16 protein-coding genes are annotated in these 16769 nt (G+C 41.7%); 2 read left to right on the top strand and 14 right to left on the bottom strand.

The window, feature by feature from the left end:
• Positions 1-3: 3 nt before the first annotated feature.
• The 13 genes from ACSSWA_RS10810 to ACSSWA_RS10750 are packed head-to-tail and all read right to left on the bottom strand — an operon-like array spanning position 4 to position 13581.
• The gene (locus ACSSWA_RS10810) at positions 4-915 is read right to left on the bottom strand and encodes a CDP-alcohol phosphatidyltransferase family protein (protein WP_041355947.1); all 912 of its coding nucleotides are present in this window, start codon (positions 913-915) and stop codon (positions 4-6) included.
• Positions 890-2245: an aspartate aminotransferase family protein gene (locus tag ACSSWA_RS10805; RefSeq protein ID WP_437356593.1), complete on the bottom strand. Its 1356-nt coding sequence runs from the start codon at positions 2243-2245 to the stop codon at positions 890-892. Before ACSSWA_RS10805 ends, ACSSWA_RS10810 begins: the two co-directional genes overlap by 26 nt.
• Positions 2232-3071, bottom strand: a complete 840-nt coding sequence (locus tag ACSSWA_RS10800) for a hypothetical protein (protein ID WP_437356592.1) — start codon at positions 3069-3071, stop codon at positions 2232-2234. Before ACSSWA_RS10800 ends, ACSSWA_RS10805 begins: the two co-directional genes overlap by 14 nt.
• Entirely contained in the window at positions 3068-3901 is an 834-nt protein-coding gene (locus ACSSWA_RS10795) for a hypothetical protein (protein ID WP_437356591.1), read from the bottom strand. Before ACSSWA_RS10795 ends, ACSSWA_RS10800 begins: the two co-directional genes overlap by 4 nt.
• Before the next feature lie 17 nt (positions 3902-3918).
• Positions 3919-4878 carry an MlaD family protein gene (locus tag ACSSWA_RS10790; protein ID WP_437356590.1) on the bottom strand — a complete coding sequence of 320 codons (960 nt, stop codon included), beginning with the start codon at positions 4876-4878 and terminating at the stop codon, positions 3919-3921.
• Between the two features lie 3 nt (positions 4879-4881).
• Positions 4882-5637 (bottom strand): ABC transporter ATP-binding protein, encoded by a 756-nt coding sequence (locus tag ACSSWA_RS10785; RefSeq protein WP_437356589.1) that lies wholly within the window; start codon positions 5635-5637, stop codon positions 4882-4884.
• Positions 5638-5639: 2 nt separating this feature from the next.
• Positions 5640-6395, bottom strand: a complete 756-nt coding sequence (locus ACSSWA_RS10780) for an MlaE family ABC transporter permease (RefSeq protein ID WP_437356588.1) — start codon at positions 6393-6395, stop codon at positions 5640-5642.
• Positions 6396-6402: 7 nt separating this feature from the next.
• Positions 6403-7113 (bottom strand): sugar phosphate nucleotidyltransferase, encoded by a 711-nt coding sequence (locus ACSSWA_RS10775; RefSeq protein WP_437356587.1) that lies wholly within the window; start codon positions 7111-7113, stop codon positions 6403-6405.
• 12 nt (positions 7114-7125) lie between these two features.
• Positions 7126-7419: a PG0541 family transporter-associated protein gene (locus ACSSWA_RS10770; RefSeq protein WP_437356586.1), complete on the bottom strand. Its 294-nt coding sequence runs from the start codon at positions 7417-7419 to the stop codon at positions 7126-7128.
• 10 nt (positions 7420-7429) lie between these two features.
• Complete coding sequence (locus ACSSWA_RS10765) at positions 7430-10543, bottom strand: efflux RND transporter permease subunit (RefSeq protein ID WP_437356585.1); 3114 nt, start codon at positions 10541-10543, stop codon at positions 7430-7432.
• A gap of 12 nt (positions 10544-10555) precedes the next feature.
• Positions 10556-11593, bottom strand: coding sequence for an efflux RND transporter periplasmic adaptor subunit (locus ACSSWA_RS10760; RefSeq protein WP_437356584.1), 1038 nt, complete (start codon positions 11591-11593; stop codon positions 10556-10558).
• Positions 11594-11595: 2 nt separating this feature from the next.
• The gene (locus ACSSWA_RS10755) at positions 11596-12933 is read right to left on the bottom strand and encodes a TolC family protein (protein ID WP_437356583.1); all 1338 of its coding nucleotides are present in this window, start codon (positions 12931-12933) and stop codon (positions 11596-11598) included.
• Positions 12934-12960: 27 nt separating this feature from the next.
• Entirely contained in the window at positions 12961-13581 is a 621-nt protein-coding gene (locus ACSSWA_RS10750) for a TetR/AcrR family transcriptional regulator (protein ID WP_437356582.1), read from the bottom strand.
• A gap of 384 nt (positions 13582-13965) precedes the next feature.
• On the opposite strand from ACSSWA_RS10750, the gene ACSSWA_RS10745 reads away from it, so the two are divergent.
• Complete coding sequence (locus ACSSWA_RS10745; protein ID WP_437356581.1) at positions 13966-14175, top strand: cold-shock protein; 210 nt, start codon at positions 13966-13968, stop codon at positions 14173-14175.
• A gap of 257 nt (positions 14176-14432) precedes the next feature.
• Positions 14433-14645 (top strand): cold-shock protein, encoded by a 213-nt coding sequence (locus ACSSWA_RS10740; RefSeq protein ID WP_014855920.1) that lies wholly within the window; start codon positions 14433-14435, stop codon positions 14643-14645.
• 50 nt (positions 14646-14695) lie between these two features.
• Here ACSSWA_RS10740 and ACSSWA_RS10735 read toward each other — a convergent pair whose 3' ends face one another.
• On the bottom strand, positions 14696-16765 hold the full coding sequence (locus tag ACSSWA_RS10735) for an insulinase family protein (protein ID WP_437356580.1): 2070 nt from the start codon (positions 16763-16765) through the stop codon (positions 14696-14698).
• Between the last annotated feature and the right edge of the window lie 4 nt (positions 16766-16769).

The following is a 16769-nucleotide window of genomic DNA, read 5'->3' as shown; positions in this document are numbered from 1 at the left end:
TTATTATTTTCCCCTTTTAATAACGTCGAGTAAATAATTATGAATCGCTTCTTCTTTAATTACAAAATAGACCAGCACGGCATTAAGAATTATAAGTTCAAAAAGGAAATAATGAAGTATATTGCCGAGGAATACGGTAATAAAGAGGACGATCATACGCGTGTTAGTGGTTAAAATATTCTGATATTTAATCATTGGTTTATTCAGCTTTCTGTACTCGGAACGAAACCATTCAGGCACTCTGCCGCTCAAATTGTCCTTAACGTAGCTAAACAACTCTCTTACTTTTTTGGCAAGCAAGTATTGTTCGCGTATATAGTTAATATAAACTCTCAACAGAAATTTTTTAAAAGGAGACTTCGACCACGAAAGTCCGGAATAGGTGTTTTTAACCTCGCTTATATCGTCGATATCCTTATCTTTTCCCTGGACAAAGTAGAGATAAAAAACCCTATAGAAGTCAGCCATAGCGCTTTGGAAGGAATGGCTTAACCCGGCAAGCACCGCTATTAAAAATATATACGGCGAACCGCCTTCGGCAACAAAGCGGGCAGACATATGTAAATAGATACTAATAAACCAAAGATTTCCGGCGACACCGTCGAATATTCTGCCATATCGTGAATGCGTATTTGTCATGCGCGCTAGTTGACCGTCGGCGCCGTCCAGGGCTTCCGCAATTACCAGAAACAAGACTCCGATCCAATTGACAGTCGTATTCTGATAAAAGAACAAGTGTCCCGCCGCCACGCCGAATATTACGCTGATAAGCGTTACGGCGTTTGGAGTCAAACCCAACGACCTGGCAGCCAGAGCCATTGCATACCCGACTCTACGGTAAAAAATCCTATCGAGAAATTCCTCCGTATCTTTTGATTTATAGGTAGACTCAATATTTAATTTTTTCTGCGACATATGTAAAAGCCTCCTCCATAATAGAGATGCCTTCTTCGGCAATTTCTTTGTTAATAATCAACGGCGGATAAACCCTAATATCCGCATTGTATCCCATTACTATCAGACCTCGTTTCAGACATTCATTGAAAAACATTTCCGTGTATACTTTATCCAGCTTATCTTTTGAATTTTTCCCTTTAACCAATTCAATGCCTATCATTAATCCCTTGCCTCGCACATCTCCGATAATCGGGATTCGATTTTTTAATTCATTTAATTTGTTTATCATAAACGCGCCTACATTTGCGGAGTTTTCAACCAGACCTTCTTCGATAATAGTTTTTAAAGTGGCATAAGCCGCTGTAGACGCCATAGGATTACCGCCGTAACTGGAGGAGCTGCCGCTCGGATTTCCAAACGGTTTTGCAAAAATAATTTCGTCGCGCGACATTACGCCGGTTACGGGGAATCCGCCGCCAAAGCCTTTACCTATAGTAATAATGTCGGGAACAATTTCTTCGTGTTGCGAGCCGAACATTTTACCGGTTCTACCGAATCCCGTAATCATTTCGTCGCATATTAACAACGCTCCGATCTCGTCGGCAAGAATTCTTAATTGTTTCAAAAAGCCGGGAGCAGGCACAACATTCCCCGCCGTTCCTTGAATCGGTTCCACAATAATTGCGGCGATATTATTCGTGGTTTCATATCGTATTTTTTTTCTTATGTGGTCTACGCATTCCCAATTACACCCGGGAAAACTTCTGTTGAATTCGCAGTGACGACAGTCGGCATAAGGACTCGTATAAATTCCTGCCGGCAGCGGTCCCAAATCGAACTTAAAACTGTCGCCCAATAGTCCCAGAACGCCTGCCGTCTTACCGTGAAATCCGTTCCAGAAGCCGATAAATTCCGTTTTCTTTGTATATGATTTAGCCATTCGGAGCGCCGCCTCTACTGCTTCCGCCCCTCCGCTATAGAACTGGCTTCGCTTTAAATCGCCGATTGCTATTTCGGATAATAACTTAGTCAACCTGACCCGGTTTTCGGAAGTAAAGCTGCCGACATGAATTTTCTCTAGCTGTTCTTTCATTAGTTCCGTATAAACGGGATGATTATATCCAAGACTTGCCACGCCGACTCCTACAAAGAAATCGATGTAGCGATTTCCGTCCGCATCATAGACAAAACAACCTTCTCCCCTGTCGATAGCAATTTTTGAGCGCGTCGCAATAGTTTGTATTCCGGGCGCTATATAAAATTGTTCTTCTTCAAACAGTTTTAATGATTTCGGACCCGGAATTTCCGTTATTATTTGAGTATGTTTGTTTTTCTTAATAACTTTCATATTCTTCTCCCGATACAAAATTGTTTATCTTATTTGCAATTAATTCCGCAATTGCCTTGCTGGCTTCTTCTCTGACGGGGGCAAAGCTCGGCCAATCATTAATGTCGATAATCGATATCTTACCGTCGCCGGATACTATTGCATCTCCGCCGTATACTTCCAGCCCGAGCGCGTCTGCAGCTTTATTTCCTAAATCTTTGAGAAGTTTGATTTCAAATGGAGTGTGATTAATTCCATTGAGATAAAACCAGTGGAACAGACTTGTATTCCTGACTGAATAAAATTTAATTACGTCGCCGTCGAGATGTTCCTGAAGAACAACATCCCGAATGCCGCGCCTGGCAAATTCCGTAATAATGTTATTCTTTTCTTCTTCCGAATATACGACGGTCACATCCTCGCGATGTACGGCGTGTACGTCGCCTCTTTTTATCCAGATTTTTCTGGCGTTGAAATCCTCGAACTTGATTTTGTTTTTTTCTTCCACATTTATCACAATACTTTTTGGGAAGGGGAGCCCCTTTTCAGGCAATATTTTAACCATATTTATTCTATAGCTATTAATAGAGCCCTTCGGCGAATTTATAATTACTTTGCCTTCTTTTTCGAGCTCTTTAAGAAACATCGTGCTTTCGATTCCTTGAGCCATAGAGAAGATTAACCGCTCTTTAATATCCACCAGACCAAGATCGTGTTCGTCGTATATATTAACTCGAAAGCCTTTTTTATTGAGACGCTCTACCGTTCTTAAAAATATTTTTGCGTCGTTGCTAACGTGATTAGGCGAGTAAGTCGTTTGTCTTCTAATACCGGCCAAAGTAATCATATCAAAGTCCTTTCTTCTGCGCCGAAAAGTTTCCGATAAATATATTTCGCGATATATTTAGACGCTTTATCCCTTACAGGAGCAAAGCTCGGCCAATCGTTCATATCGATTATCGTTATTTCCCCGCTTTCGGAAATAATAGCGTCGCCGCCGTAAATTTCCAGTCCTAATACTTCGGCGGCTTTCGACGTATAAAGTTTCAATTTGTTTTCATCAAAACGAATTGATTTATCCCTGTTATAGAAAAAGTAGTCAAAAAAACCGGTGTCTTTAATTGCATAAAATTTTACCACTTCTCCCTCAATATGTTTTTGTAATACTGCCGAAGCAATTCCCCGATGGCCAAATTCTTTCAGGATATTTCTTTTCTCCTCTTCGCTGAATACTAACGTCACATCTTCTCTGTGAATGGCGTGTATATCGCCTCTTTTAACCCAAACAATTGTCGAGTTAAAGTTATCGAACTTATAGTCAGTTAGTACATCTAGCGTGCCGGACACAGTAAACGGGAACGGCACACCGGCCTCTTTAAGCAATTTAGACATATTGATTCTGTGACATTTGAGTACCGTTAACGGAGAATTGATTACCATTTTACCTTCCAACTCCGCTTTCAAAAGCTTTCTTAAAGCTAATGCGCCCCTTGCCATTGAGAATATTAAATCTTCTTTGATTTTCATCTCCTTTTCCAATTCTTCTTCGTCATATACATTCACTTCTAATCCCAGCTGTTTGATTTCCTCAACAGTTTTCATAAAGATGAGGGAGTCGTTTTCTATATGGTTGGGAGAGTAATCCCTGTTTCTTTTAACTCCGGCTATTGTTTTCATAGCGTGTTTCCTTTTTATTAAAAAACCGATATATGAAAGTATTTTTCCGGATTTGTTTTAATATCTTCTATAAGCTTAGCAAGTTGATCAAGTAAAATCTCTAACTTTTCATAACCGTCGGGATTATTCAGAATTCCACCCGCTAAAGTCGAATTGTTATTTAACGACGAAGCAACTTTTTCAAGATTCCTTGTAATCTCGTTTATATTATTATATAACGAATCGTTTCCGATTAATTTACCGATTGTGCCTTTACCCGATTTCAACGTGTCGGATATATTTTGCAGATTATCAACGAGCGTTTTCACACCAGTATACAAACTGTCTTCGTTTATCAGGCGGCTAAATGTATTGTTGCCGTTATTTAGTTTCGACGCAAGGGAATTCAGTTGTTTAATAGTGGACTTCAGGTCGTTCGACGTTTCCATGCCCAGTAATATATCCGAAAGCTTACTTTTGCCATTCAAGGAATCGGTAATCGCGGCTATATTGTTTGCTATTTTATCAATGCTATAAACAATAGGATCAATTTTATCGGTTAGATTATCGAACGATAATGACTCTTTAACCGGAATAAATTCGTTTTCATTTAGAGGTTTTTCGGAAGGGTCGCCGAGAGAGATATTAATTAGTTTATCTCCCAATAAACCGCTTGTTTCTATTTTAGCGTAAGAATTGACCGTTATACGCGATTTATATTTTTCTAGGATTTCGAGGCGTAGCAACACAAGGTTGTTCTCTCCCACCGTTGTAAATTCTATTTTATCGATGGCGCCCACTTTCAATCCGCCCAGGTATACCTTGCTGCCTTCTATCAGTCCGTTTGTGTTTTTAACATACATGTTCAGGTTATATGTTTTCGAGAAATAATAACCTTCCGTCCCGACAAGGATTATAAACAGAAAAAAGATTACGAGTCCCGTAAAGACAGTGTATCCAACTTTTAAGCTATAATTTTTCTTGTCATTTCTAATCATTTTTCAAACTCCAAATGATAATCTTTCGGATAACAATTGTTTTCTTTTCAAAAAGAATTGATTTACAAAAGAATTACTCGAATTCAATATTTTTTGCAGATTCCCCGAATCCGCCACTTCGCCCTGATTAATAACAATAAACTTATCTCCTATTTCAATTGCATCGTCAATAATATGCGTAACTATTACAGATGTGGAGCCTTTGACTTTCAATTTATCTATTAATTCAAGGACGGAAGCCGTATTAATCGGATCGAGACCGGTAGTCGGCTCATCGAAGAGTATAACTTTCGGATTAAAAGCAAGAGCGCGAGCAATAGCGACTCTTTTTTTCATTCCGCCGCTTAACTCTTCAGGATATAAATTTTCGGCGCCCGAGAGATTAACAAAAGATAGCAACTCGTCAATCTTCTTTTTTAATTCTGCTTCCGAGTATTTTCTTTTATCGGGCAGAAAATAAAGTATGTTCTCGGCTACAGTAAGAGAATCAAAAAGCGCATTTCCCTGGAATACCATTCCGATATTTTTTCTTAACTCCAGCAATTCATTATCATTCATTTTGCAGATATCCCTGCCTTCAAACAGAACGTTTCCTTCGTCGGGCATCCATAATCCAAGAATGACTTTCAGTATGGAGCTTTTACCTGCGCCGCTGGGTCCCATAATAATCGTATTTTTGCCTTTTTCAATTTCCAACGAAACGTTATTCAGAATTGTTTTGTCGTTTTTTTCAATCGTAACATTCTTTAATTCGATCATAATTACAATAGCTCCCAAACCACTTTTGTAAAAACAAAGTCTAGGACCAGAATAATAGCCGAGGAATAGACGACCGCATTGATTGTATTTTTTCCAAGACCCGTAGTGCCGCCTTTTGTAGTTAGTCCGTAATAACTGCTTATGGTAGCAATAAAGAACCCAAAAAAGAACGGTTTTAAGAAACCCACAAATAAATCTTTCATTTTAAGAGAAATAACCGCAGTATGCCAGAAAGTATTTAGGTCGCTGTTAAACGTCTGATTGGAGACGAGCATTCCTCCGACAATACCGACGAGATCTGCAATCAGCGTAAGAGGCAAAAACATAGCAAGCGCGGCGGCAGTTCTGGGAATTACAAGTTTTTCAACAGGACTCACGCCGAAAGCGCGCAATGCGTCTATTTGTTCGCTTAATTGCATGGCTCCCAACTCGGAAGTATTCTTAGCGCCAGTTCTGGCGGCAAGAAGCAATCCGGTAATTACAGGGCCGAGTTCCCTTACCATTCCCAGGGAAACGGTCTTTGCAATCCAGCTCGTAGCCCCAAAGGTTTCAAGTTGATGACCCGTTTCTATTGCAAGTATAACGCCTGTAAATAAGCCTCCTAAGAAAATCAGATAAAATGATTTTGTGCCGATCAAATACATTTCCTGGATTGTTTCTTCCCAGTTTTCTTTTATTTTGGAGAACCCGATGATAATATCTCTCACTAAAAGAGAATATTCCTGTAATCCGGCGATCATATTTTTAAAACGCGTCATTAATAACTCATAAATTTAATTTTGCTTCGGTCAACAGACGGTTGGCTTTTTGAATATCAGCTTTATGGTCCACATCTATAATAATTGAAAATGGATACGCCCTGAAAAGATATCCCCTGAAAAGAAGCAACCTTAGAAAATTTCTAAGTCGGTTAATACCTGAATCCAGGGCTAAATCCATCTCTTTGAAAATATCCGGCGAAAAATAATAGAGACCTCCGGTAACGTACTTGTTATTATTAATTCCATCGTCAAAAGAACGAATAATCATGTTACGATCCACTGAAACACTGAGAGGCATTTCATCCTCCACGTAATCGGTCACCGATAAAATTCCATCGTAAGCCTTATTGATCTTAACAAACTTTATAAACCTTCGGAATTCATCCGGCAAGAAGACGGAGTCTGTAGTAGCGAGTATAAAAGATTCGTCTGCCAGAAATTTTTTTAATGCGAACAAACTATGCATCGAGCTAGGCGTTGATTTTACGACTATATTTAACGGTATATTCAGTTTCAAATTATTCAGATACTTTTCAACTTCTTTCGACTCTTCATTAATAATAATTGAAATAGACGAAGCGCCGTTACGGAGGGCTTCGTCTATTATTATTCTAATCAGCGGTTTCCCGGCTATCTCTACCATCGGCTTGGGCGCGGTTATGCCTTCTTCCTTTAATCGTTCTCCCGTTCCAGCCGCTATTATACCGAAATTCATTATTAACCGCTCCTACACCGTCTTTTCGATATTCCACACAAAGGCGTGGATACCCTGTTCTTCGGCTTCTTTATTAATTTTGCGCACTTCTTCTAATAAAGGCTCTACCTTATCGTCGTCGATAACCGTAAGCACAACGGCATTTTGGCTTGGCCAGATGTGCGTGCCGAGGTGGGGCTCGCCTTTATCCGAGCCCTGACCGTGCACATTAATAAACCTCGTAAAACCTCGAATCGATAGTTTTTCGAGAGCTTCGTCCACTTCCTCTGTTATACCGTGATTATATACAATCATTACAGCTTTCATTTATCACCTCTCAGTCTACAGTTTTTTTCTGTTTAACTTTTGTTTCGAAATACGAATAGAGAACGGGCACGAGAATCAGCGTAATCAAGGTCGAGAAAAAGAGACCGCCGATAGTCGAAATGCCGAGCGGCTGCCATATTTCCGAACCCTCGCCCGTGCTGATTGCCAGCGGCAGCAGACCGAGCAAAGTTGTAAACGTAGTCATCAAAACGGGACGCAGCCTGTTTCTGCCCGAATAAATAATCGCTTCGCGTAATTCATAACCGCGGGCTCGGGTAATATTCGTAAAGTCGACAAGCACAATTGCGTTCTTAACTACAATACCGACGAGCATAATGCTGCCGAGGAATGCTATTACGCTGAAAGGAATTCCCGTAATAAAGAGAGCGATGAAAACGCCCGTAAAAGCAAACGGCACCGAGAACATTATTATGAACGGATCGAGAAGCGATTCGAACTGAGCCGCCATAACCATATAAACCAGTATGACGCTCAATGCCAGGAGCAAAAGCAGATCTTTGAAAGTATCGCTCTGCTGTTCGATTTGTCCGCCGTATTCGATAGTTGTATTCGGAGGCAATTCGATGCCGGCTACAAAGTTTTGAATATCCGAAGTAACCTCGCCGAGGGATCTGCCTTCGACGTCGGAGAGCACGGCAATAACCCGCTCCTGTTCTCTTCTTTTAATTGTAGGAGGCGAATACGCCTGAACTACCTTGCCGACGTCTTTCAATCTTACAGTCGTCCCTAGCAGGGTTTTAACAGGCAGATTTTCGATGTCGTCAATGCTGGTTTTCTTTTCGGGCGGAAGACTGATAAAGATATCGTACTCGTCTCCCAATTCTCTGTACGTAGTCGAAGTAATTCCGTAATAATGACTTCTCAGAGCGTTGCCTACCATGGCGGTGTTTAATCCGCTCGTCGCCATTTTGTCGCGTTGCAATACTACCTGCAGTTCGGGACGCGGGTCGCCTATGTCGATACGAACGTCTCTCGTGCCTTCGATTGAATTCATATATTCTTTAATGCTGTTGGCAATTTTATACGATTCATCGAGGTCAGGACCGATAATATCGACTTCAACGGGAGCGCCGGTGGCGCCGGTTAAAAACGCGCCGGCTCCCGCAGTATTTACGCTTATGCTTTTAATCCCCACAAAAGAATTGAGACGTTCCCTAAGCGCGTCAGCCATTTCAAATACGGAACGGTTTCTCTCGTTTATTTTTGTTGTTTTGAATTGGAATGTGGCTATGTTCGTGCCTTCGCTCTGACCGAAAAGCACCGAAGAAAAGCCCTGGTCGTTAACGCCCGAGCGGGCTGTCATATACGTGACTTCCGGAAAATCTTCTTTTACAATACGCTCTATTTCTTTGACGTATTCGACTGTTTCTTCGAGTTTTTTTCCGGGTTCAATTTCCAAAGTGAGCTGGAATTGCGAAGAATCCGACTTCGGTATAAATTCGGTTCCCAATGTTCCCAACAACATAATGGATGGGGCAAATATCAGCAACGCTGTCAACACTACCGTTTTGCGATGATCCAAAGCCCAGTTGAGAACTCTTGTGTAAAAGTTATCGACGCTGTCGAGAGCGGACGATAAACCGCCGTCAATCTTCTTAAGAAACGGATTCTTAATCGGTTTTTCTTCCTTGCGCGATTTCAGCAGTTTAGAAGAAAGCATCGGAATGAGAGTTAATGCAGCCAGCAGCGAAACCAGAATCATTACAGTAACAAGAAATCCGAGCTGATTAAAAAGGATGCCGGCAATTCCAGAAATAAATACCAACGGGAAAAATACCGCGACAATCGTAAATGTGGCGGCGGCAACTGCAAGTCCTACTTCGGATGATCCGAAAACCGCCGCTTCTCGCGGTCGCGCTCCCCGTTCTACGTGTCGCGTTATGTTTTCCAGTATAACTATCGCGTCGTCCACTACCAATCCAACGGCAATCGACAGCGACGAAAGCGAAATGATATTTATCGTATTGCCCGAAAAATAGAGATAAATAAACGCTCCGATTAACGAGACGGGCAACGTCAATGCGATAATAAACGTGGCTCTCCATTTTCTTAGGAACAGAAGAACTACAATTGTTACGAATACGCCGCCAAGCAGCACCGCTTCTGCAAGGTTATTCACCGATTGGATAATAAATTCGGATGAATCCTGAGTAATATCGATTTTAACGTCCGAAGGCAAATTCTTTTTGAGTTCTTCGATTTTAGCTTTTACATCTTCGGCTACCTGCACCGTATTGGCGCCCGACTGTTTTTGAACTATAATGAACAGACCTCTGCCTCCGTTAAGGCGAACGTCTATTGTTCTGTCCTTCAAACTGTCTTTTACTGCGGCAACGTCTTTGAGATAGACCAATTTGCCCGCCGATTGGGATACTACAATATTTTTTATTTCGTTGACATCGGTAAATTCGCCGGGCACTCTGAGATTGTATTCCATATCCCCGACTTTGATTGATCCGGAAGGAAGGTTGACGTTTTCCGCCTGTAAAATCTGGGATATCTGAGCCGGCGAAATATTGTAAGCTTCGAGTTTCTTTGCGTCAACGTTAATTAAAATTTGTCTTACCGGACCGCCGAAAGCCTGTACCGTACCCACTCCGTTAACGCGTTTTAGAGGGTCGATAATTTCTTTTTCGACCAGTTTATTGAGTCCGATATAACTTTCATCAGCCTGAACCGCAATATAGAGAATCGGAAAAATATTCGTGCTGAATTTAAAGATAATCGGGTCTTCGGCGTCGTCCGGAAGATTTCGTTTTGCAAATTCGAGAGCCGAACGGATGTCGTTCGAAGCTTCGTCGAGATTTGTGCCGTATTCGAATTCAAGCTGAACAACCGAAATATTATCGATTGACACCGATGAAATCTTTTTTAGGTTCGTAACGGAGCTCAAACCGCTTTCTATTTTCTTGCTTACGTTTATTTCAACGTCCTGAGCGCTTGCTCCCGGATATTGAGTCAAAACGCTAATGTATGGCGGATCGATTTCCGGGAACAGATCGATAGGCAGTCTCTGAAAGGAAACCAATCCGATTATAACTATCGCTATAAACAGCATTATAGTTGTTATCGGCCTTCTGACTGAAATTTCTGGTAGATTCATTTCCCTCTCCTTTTACTCTGCTTTAGCTTTGATTTCAACGGCGGAACCGTCTTTCAAAAGTCCCTGACCTTTGGTCACGAGGTAATCTCCTTCCGACAATCCGCTTACTATTTCCACAACAGAATTAAATTCCTTGCCCAATTTTAACTCCACGCGTTTTGCCGTATTGTTTTTTACGATGAACCCGTAGTAAGCGTCGGAACCGAGCTGTTTTAATGCAGCCGAGCGGTTTACAATAATACCTTCCTTGCTTCCGATTTTTACGGAAGCTCTTACGAACATTCCCGGTCGCAAAAGATTATTGTCATTCGGCACTTTAACCTCAGCCTGGAATGTTCGGGTTGCCGGATTGATTGCGGGATTTATTCTGTTAATCACTCCCTTGAATTCCCGGTCGGGATAAATATCGGACTTAACGACAACAGTTTGTCCTGTTTTCACGGAATTAAAATCGGACTCGCTAATGCCGAGCGTCAGTTTAAGAGGATTTAATTGCATTATGGTTATAATTGAAGGCGCGCCTCCTGTGGGCGCAAGCAAAAAGATTTCACCTTCGTTTAATTTTTTTGCCGTTACAACTCCGGAAAACGGAGCTCTGAATTGAGTGTTTGTAAGCAAAAGATTATACGATTTCTCTGCGGATTCGTAGTTAGCTTTCACCTGATCGAACTGAGACTGTGAAATCGATCCGCTTTCGTAAAGCGGTTTCATTCTTTCGTAATTGTCTTTTGCCAATTGATATTGAAGTTTAGCCTGAATCAATTGAGTGTCGTCCATCTGGAAAAGAAGATCGCCTTCTTTAACGTAAGTTCCTTCTTCGACGAAAATCTTTTCGACTCTTCCGGTTGTCTGCGCGCCCAGATTGGCTTCTTTCCAGGGCTGCAAAGTGCCGACGAGTTCAATTTCCCTTTCAATGCTGGTCGTTTCAACTCTGGTTACTTCAACCGGAATCGGCTTATTCTCTTTAACTTCTTCTTTTTTGGAAGAACAACCGGCAAAGCCGACAAACAAGAGAAGCAATAGAGCCGCAAAAATTCTATTCGATTTCATTTTTAGTTCTCCTTGATTTCATAATTAAAACTTTTGCCCGTTAATTCGTGAAGGTCGGCAAGCGCCGAATGGAAATCGTAAACAGCCTGCAGACGATTCAGTTTAGCCTGTCGAAGCGCAAGCTCGGCGTCGTTAACTTCGAGCTGAGTGCTCAATCCGTTTTCGAGTCGCGTTTTGGCTATTTCGTATCCCTTTTGCGCCTGTTCAACGGTTTTCGACTGAGCTTCTATTCTTTTTACCGCCTGAGATATATTATAAATAACGCTGCTAATCTGGGTTTTAACAGCCTTTAAGAATCCTTCCTTTTGTTCGACTGCCTGATTGAGCGAAATTTCCGCTTGCTCAACCAGAGCGTTTGTTTTAAAACCGTTGAATATCGGAAGTTGTACCTGAACGCCCACAAGAAAAGTTTTTACCCATTTATAATCCTGAAATTTGAAGTCATTCGATTGGGTCTGATACTGGTAATTGCTGAACGCCGCAAGCGACGGATAATATGCCGCTTTCTGAAGCGACACGCTTTTTTGGCTTATTTCAACCTGTTTGTCGAGCAATTCGATCTGGGGATTGTTTTTCAAAACTTCCGAGAGCGTTTCATCATATTCAGGAACAACAAAATTCTCGTCGTACTTAAGTTCGCCCTTGACGTCGATATTCTTCGAAGCGTCGAGCCCGATTGTAACTTTTAAGCCGTCGAGAGTCAGTTTATAGTTGTTCTCGGCTTGCAAAACCGCAGGTTTTAAATTTTCCACCTGAACCTCGGCGCGCAGCAGGTCGTAATCCGACATTAATCCCTGAGCATTTAATTTCTTAATGTTTTCAAGATTGTCCTGCGCGTTTTTCAAGCTTTGCTGCATAACTGTTTTATATTCGCGCGCCAGCAGAACGCCTAAAAACGATTTTTTTACGTTAGTTACGGTTTTGATTTCGGTGTTGCGTAAATTGACTTTTGCCATATCGACGCCGAGGGACGCCGTTTTTGTGCCTTCAATCAGCGATAGTGAAAAAATCGGAAGGCTCAAACTTACAGCCGCATTGTATGAATTGTCCGATCCTATTTCGAGCGTGGTTCCGAAAGGCGAACCGGGAGGCAGAAAAATAACCGGTTTATTGATATATCTTTGATACTGCGCGCTTGCGTCGATTTTCGGGTAGTAACCGCTGACGGTTTCCCGGAATTTTTCCTCCGACTTGTTAACTTCCATGCGCGCAATTTTAACATTCGGATTGTTCTCGAGGGCTAATTTAATAGCCGTATCGATATCGAGGACGAGTCTTTCGTTTGTTTGACCGAAAACAAGTCCCGCCGATACTACGATTAACATCCAGATTTTTTTCACTTTTATCCTCGCTTTTGTTTATTAAACTTATTTATTCGGCAAATCCAGCTCTTTTAATTTTTTCCTTCCTTCTTCGGTAAGAATGCCTTCGAATATTATGCGCGAGAAACAGATGTGGGCATTCTTTTCGGTAATCGGAAGTTCTTTGATAACTTCGGGAGTAATAATATTGTGAACCGAAGAAATCATCACGGCGACCAGTTCGCTCAGAATATCGTTTCTGAAAAAGCCGCTTTTGGTTCCTTCGTCGAGTATCCTGGCAATGCGGCTTCGCGCTTGTTCTTTTCGATATTCTTTCAGCTCCGCCCAGAGAGCCGGATGATTGTGCGCAAGGTCTTTGATCATATTGCCTTCAAAACGGGCGGAATTTTTGGTAAAGTAATCCGTCAACTGTTTCAGCTTTTCGAAAAAGTCGAGGCTTTCGTTATTAAAGAGCTCGTCAAAAAATGTTTCGAAATCGACTTTAATTTTCCTAATAACCTCGCGGAGAATATGCTCTTTGTTCGAAAAATGTTTGTAGAGAGTTTTTTTGCTGATGCCAAGGTCGGCGGCAATTTCTTCCATCGTAACTTTGCCGAAGCCGTATTTTTGGAATTTCTCTTCAGCCAAGGCTAAAATACGATCCCGTAATTCTAAATTTTCATTCAAAATAACACCTCTAATCCTATTCTATGTAAACGAAATTTGTATAAATCGTTTCCTTAAATATATAACCTCTTTTTTGTTCTGTCAAGAATATTTTTAAAATAGGGATAATAAAATTGAAATATTATCGGGTCTTCTAAAACGGCAATTCGGCAAACATTCTGTTTCGGCCGGTAAAATATCAGAAAGCTGAGGCTTTTAGCCGTTCTGAATTTATTTTAATTTTCCATTAGGAACTTAATTATTATTTCCGTATGTTTGTTTTGAAAGACAGTTGATATAGAAGTTTACTAAAGAAGTAATAGCATACCGCTTAAACCCTCAGTAGTAGTTCCATAGCACCTGTCATAAATAACATTAACAACTTATTAAAAAAGGAGCGCACTTATGGCAGAGCGCAAAACAGGAACTGTTAAATGGTTTAACAGCTCAAAAGGTTACGGATTCATTTCACAGGAAAACGGCGAAGACGTTTTTGTTCATTACCAGGCAATCGTAAGCCAGGGATTCAAAACGCTTGACGAAAACGACAGAGTCGAGTACAGCGTAACTCAGGGCCCGAAAGGTCTTCAGGCTTCCGAAGTGAAAGTGATATAAAAAACTACACAAAAGCCCCGTCCGACGGGGCTTTTTTTATTAATCTACCCCCAAAAATCAGCTGCACACAAACCGCTGTTTCCGTATTTTATTAATTCATTTGGAAGTAAAAGAATAATTCCTTATGTTAGCATGCGTAAGACAGTTGTTTTAGAAGTATACGAAGTAGTAGAAGCATCCCGCTCGAACCCTCAGTAGTTCTTAACCTCTGTCGAAAAATAAACGTATTTACAAATTTATTTTAAGGAGCATCTGTTATGGCAGAGCGCAAAACAGGATCTGTTAAATGGTTTAACAGTTCAAAAGGTTACGGATTTATTTCACAAGAAAACGGCGAAGACGTTTTTGTTCATTATCAGTCGATTGTAGGCGAAGGCTACAAGACGCTGAATGAAAACGACAAAGTTGAATTCAGCGTTACTCAGGGTCCGAAAGGTCTTCAAGCATCCGAAGTGAAAGTAATTCAATAAGCAAATAAACCGAAAGCCCCCGTTTCAACGGGGGCTTTTTTATTTCCTCTCTATTTAACCTCAAACAACGAATCCGGCAAACCCGTATTAATTTCAATAGCGCTTACGTTTAATTCAATCGACTGCGGTCCGAAGCTTTGAACATATTTGAACGGATATTTAACGCCGTTAACTTCCTTATAATCGCTCATATCCATCGTTTGAGTAAAACTGCCCTGAGGAGTCGAAATCGACGATACGCTCCTTATCAAAAGCCATGTGTCGGGGTCGTAGTACTGAGTGGTTTTCTTTCCTCCGGCGGATGTCAATACAATCCGGTAGGCGTCTTTCCCGTTGATATTTTCCATGCCAGTCAATTCCGGCGTTATTCCGTATTTCGAATAGTCGAGCATGGCGTCGAGCGCTTCGTTTTTAAGCGACTCGAGTTGATCGCCCTGAAGCTCCTGCTTCTGACCCATAGCTTCCACATATCCTTTCTCGCCGTCGAAGACGGTCTTTTGTTTGAAGACTCCGGCGTCGACTTCCTGGTACAACTTGTTGGGGTACTTTTGATAAAGCGTAACGTTTACATTCATACCCTGCATCGAACCGTTCATTTTAACGGTTCTGTCTTTAACGGCTGCAAGCTTTTCTGCCCCTCCGATTGCTTCGATATAATTCTTGATCACCTGCTCTGCGGTCATGCCTTCGGGTATTTTCTTCATTGACGGGTCGTACGGATTGCCGTTGACGTCGTAATATTCGATTTTATTAGTAACGGTAAATTTCGTCAGTTTGCCGGCTACTTCATCGGCGCTTCCGACTACAAGAATATATGAATTGTTCGGCTTGATATATTTTTTCGCCGTATTAAACACGTCGTCTGCAGTTACAGCCGCGAGATTTTTCAGGTAATTTTTGTAATAATCTTTGGGAAGATTGTAACGGGCAGTGTTCACTGCAAAACGGGCAATGGTAGCGGGATTTTCGAGGTCGCGAATGAAATTGCCCGTCAAATAATTTTTGGCTTTTGCCAATTCTTCTTCCGATACTTTTTCGCTGCGTATTCTTTTCATCTCTTTCAAAATTTCTGTTACGGCGCTGTCCGTAACGCTATTGCGCACCTGCGCAAAAGCAAAATAAGTTCCAACTATCGGATCCGGTCGCAGCACGGAATAAGCGCCATAGGTATAAGCCTTATCTTCGCGGAGATTCATAAACAATCTTCCCGTTGCGCTTCCTCCCAATATAAGATTGGCGACGGAAGCTTTGATAGCGTCTTCCGATCCTACGGGCAATTCTACCGGATAACAAACCGATATAACGGATTGGACGGAATTTGCCCTGTCCACCATTGCAACTTTCGTAATAAGAGGAGGCTTGGGCGTGTTATACTTATGTTCCGGAACGTTTCCCTTTTGCCAGCCGCCGAGATATTTTTCCACAAGTTGTTTTGCTTCTTCAAGCGTAATATCCCCGACAATTGCCAGATAAGAAATGTTGGGTTTGAAATATGTTTGATAGTAATTTTTACATGCATCCAGACTGATCGCATTCACTGTTTCTTCCGTTTCGAGTTCTCCGTACGGATGATCTTTACCGAACATCAACACCGAACGAACTCGTCTTGCGATTGCGTTCGGCTCGTCTTTCGATGCCGCAAGAGAGGAAATCATTTGTTTTTTGACCTTGTCGAGCTCTTCCTGTTTGAACTCCGAATTCATAATAACGTCAGCCATAATCTCGAATATCTTGTCTTTATATTTCGAGAGAGCCGACGCCGTTATATTGTCGGCCGATGTTGAAAACGAAGCGCCCAGAAAATCGATTTCTTCGTCGAGTTTGTCTTTGGTTCTTTTCTTTGTGCCTGTACGCAGCAGTTCGCCAACGGCTTCCACATATCCGGTCTGCTCTTTCTGAAGAACCGGATCGGAGTCGACTTGCAGATAGAAAGTAACTTTCGGCAGTTTGTGATTTTCCACCACGAAAACTTTGAGACCGTTCGGCAGTTCGAACGATTCGTACTCACCGAGCTTAATTTCGGGCGCGGGTCCCGGTTCGGGCAGCCGGCTCCGGTCTACCTGAGCCAGTGCGGGAATCAAACCCGCAATTAATAAAAGTGAAATTATTTTTTTAAACATTTCT

It is taken from the genome of Melioribacter sp. Ez-97, from assembly GCF_051488665.1.
GTDB lineage: Bacteria > Bacteroidota > Ignavibacteria > Ignavibacteriales > Melioribacteraceae > Melioribacter.
Note: the sequence above shows the minus strand (reverse complement) of the source record. Positions and strands in the feature narration are given on the sequence as shown.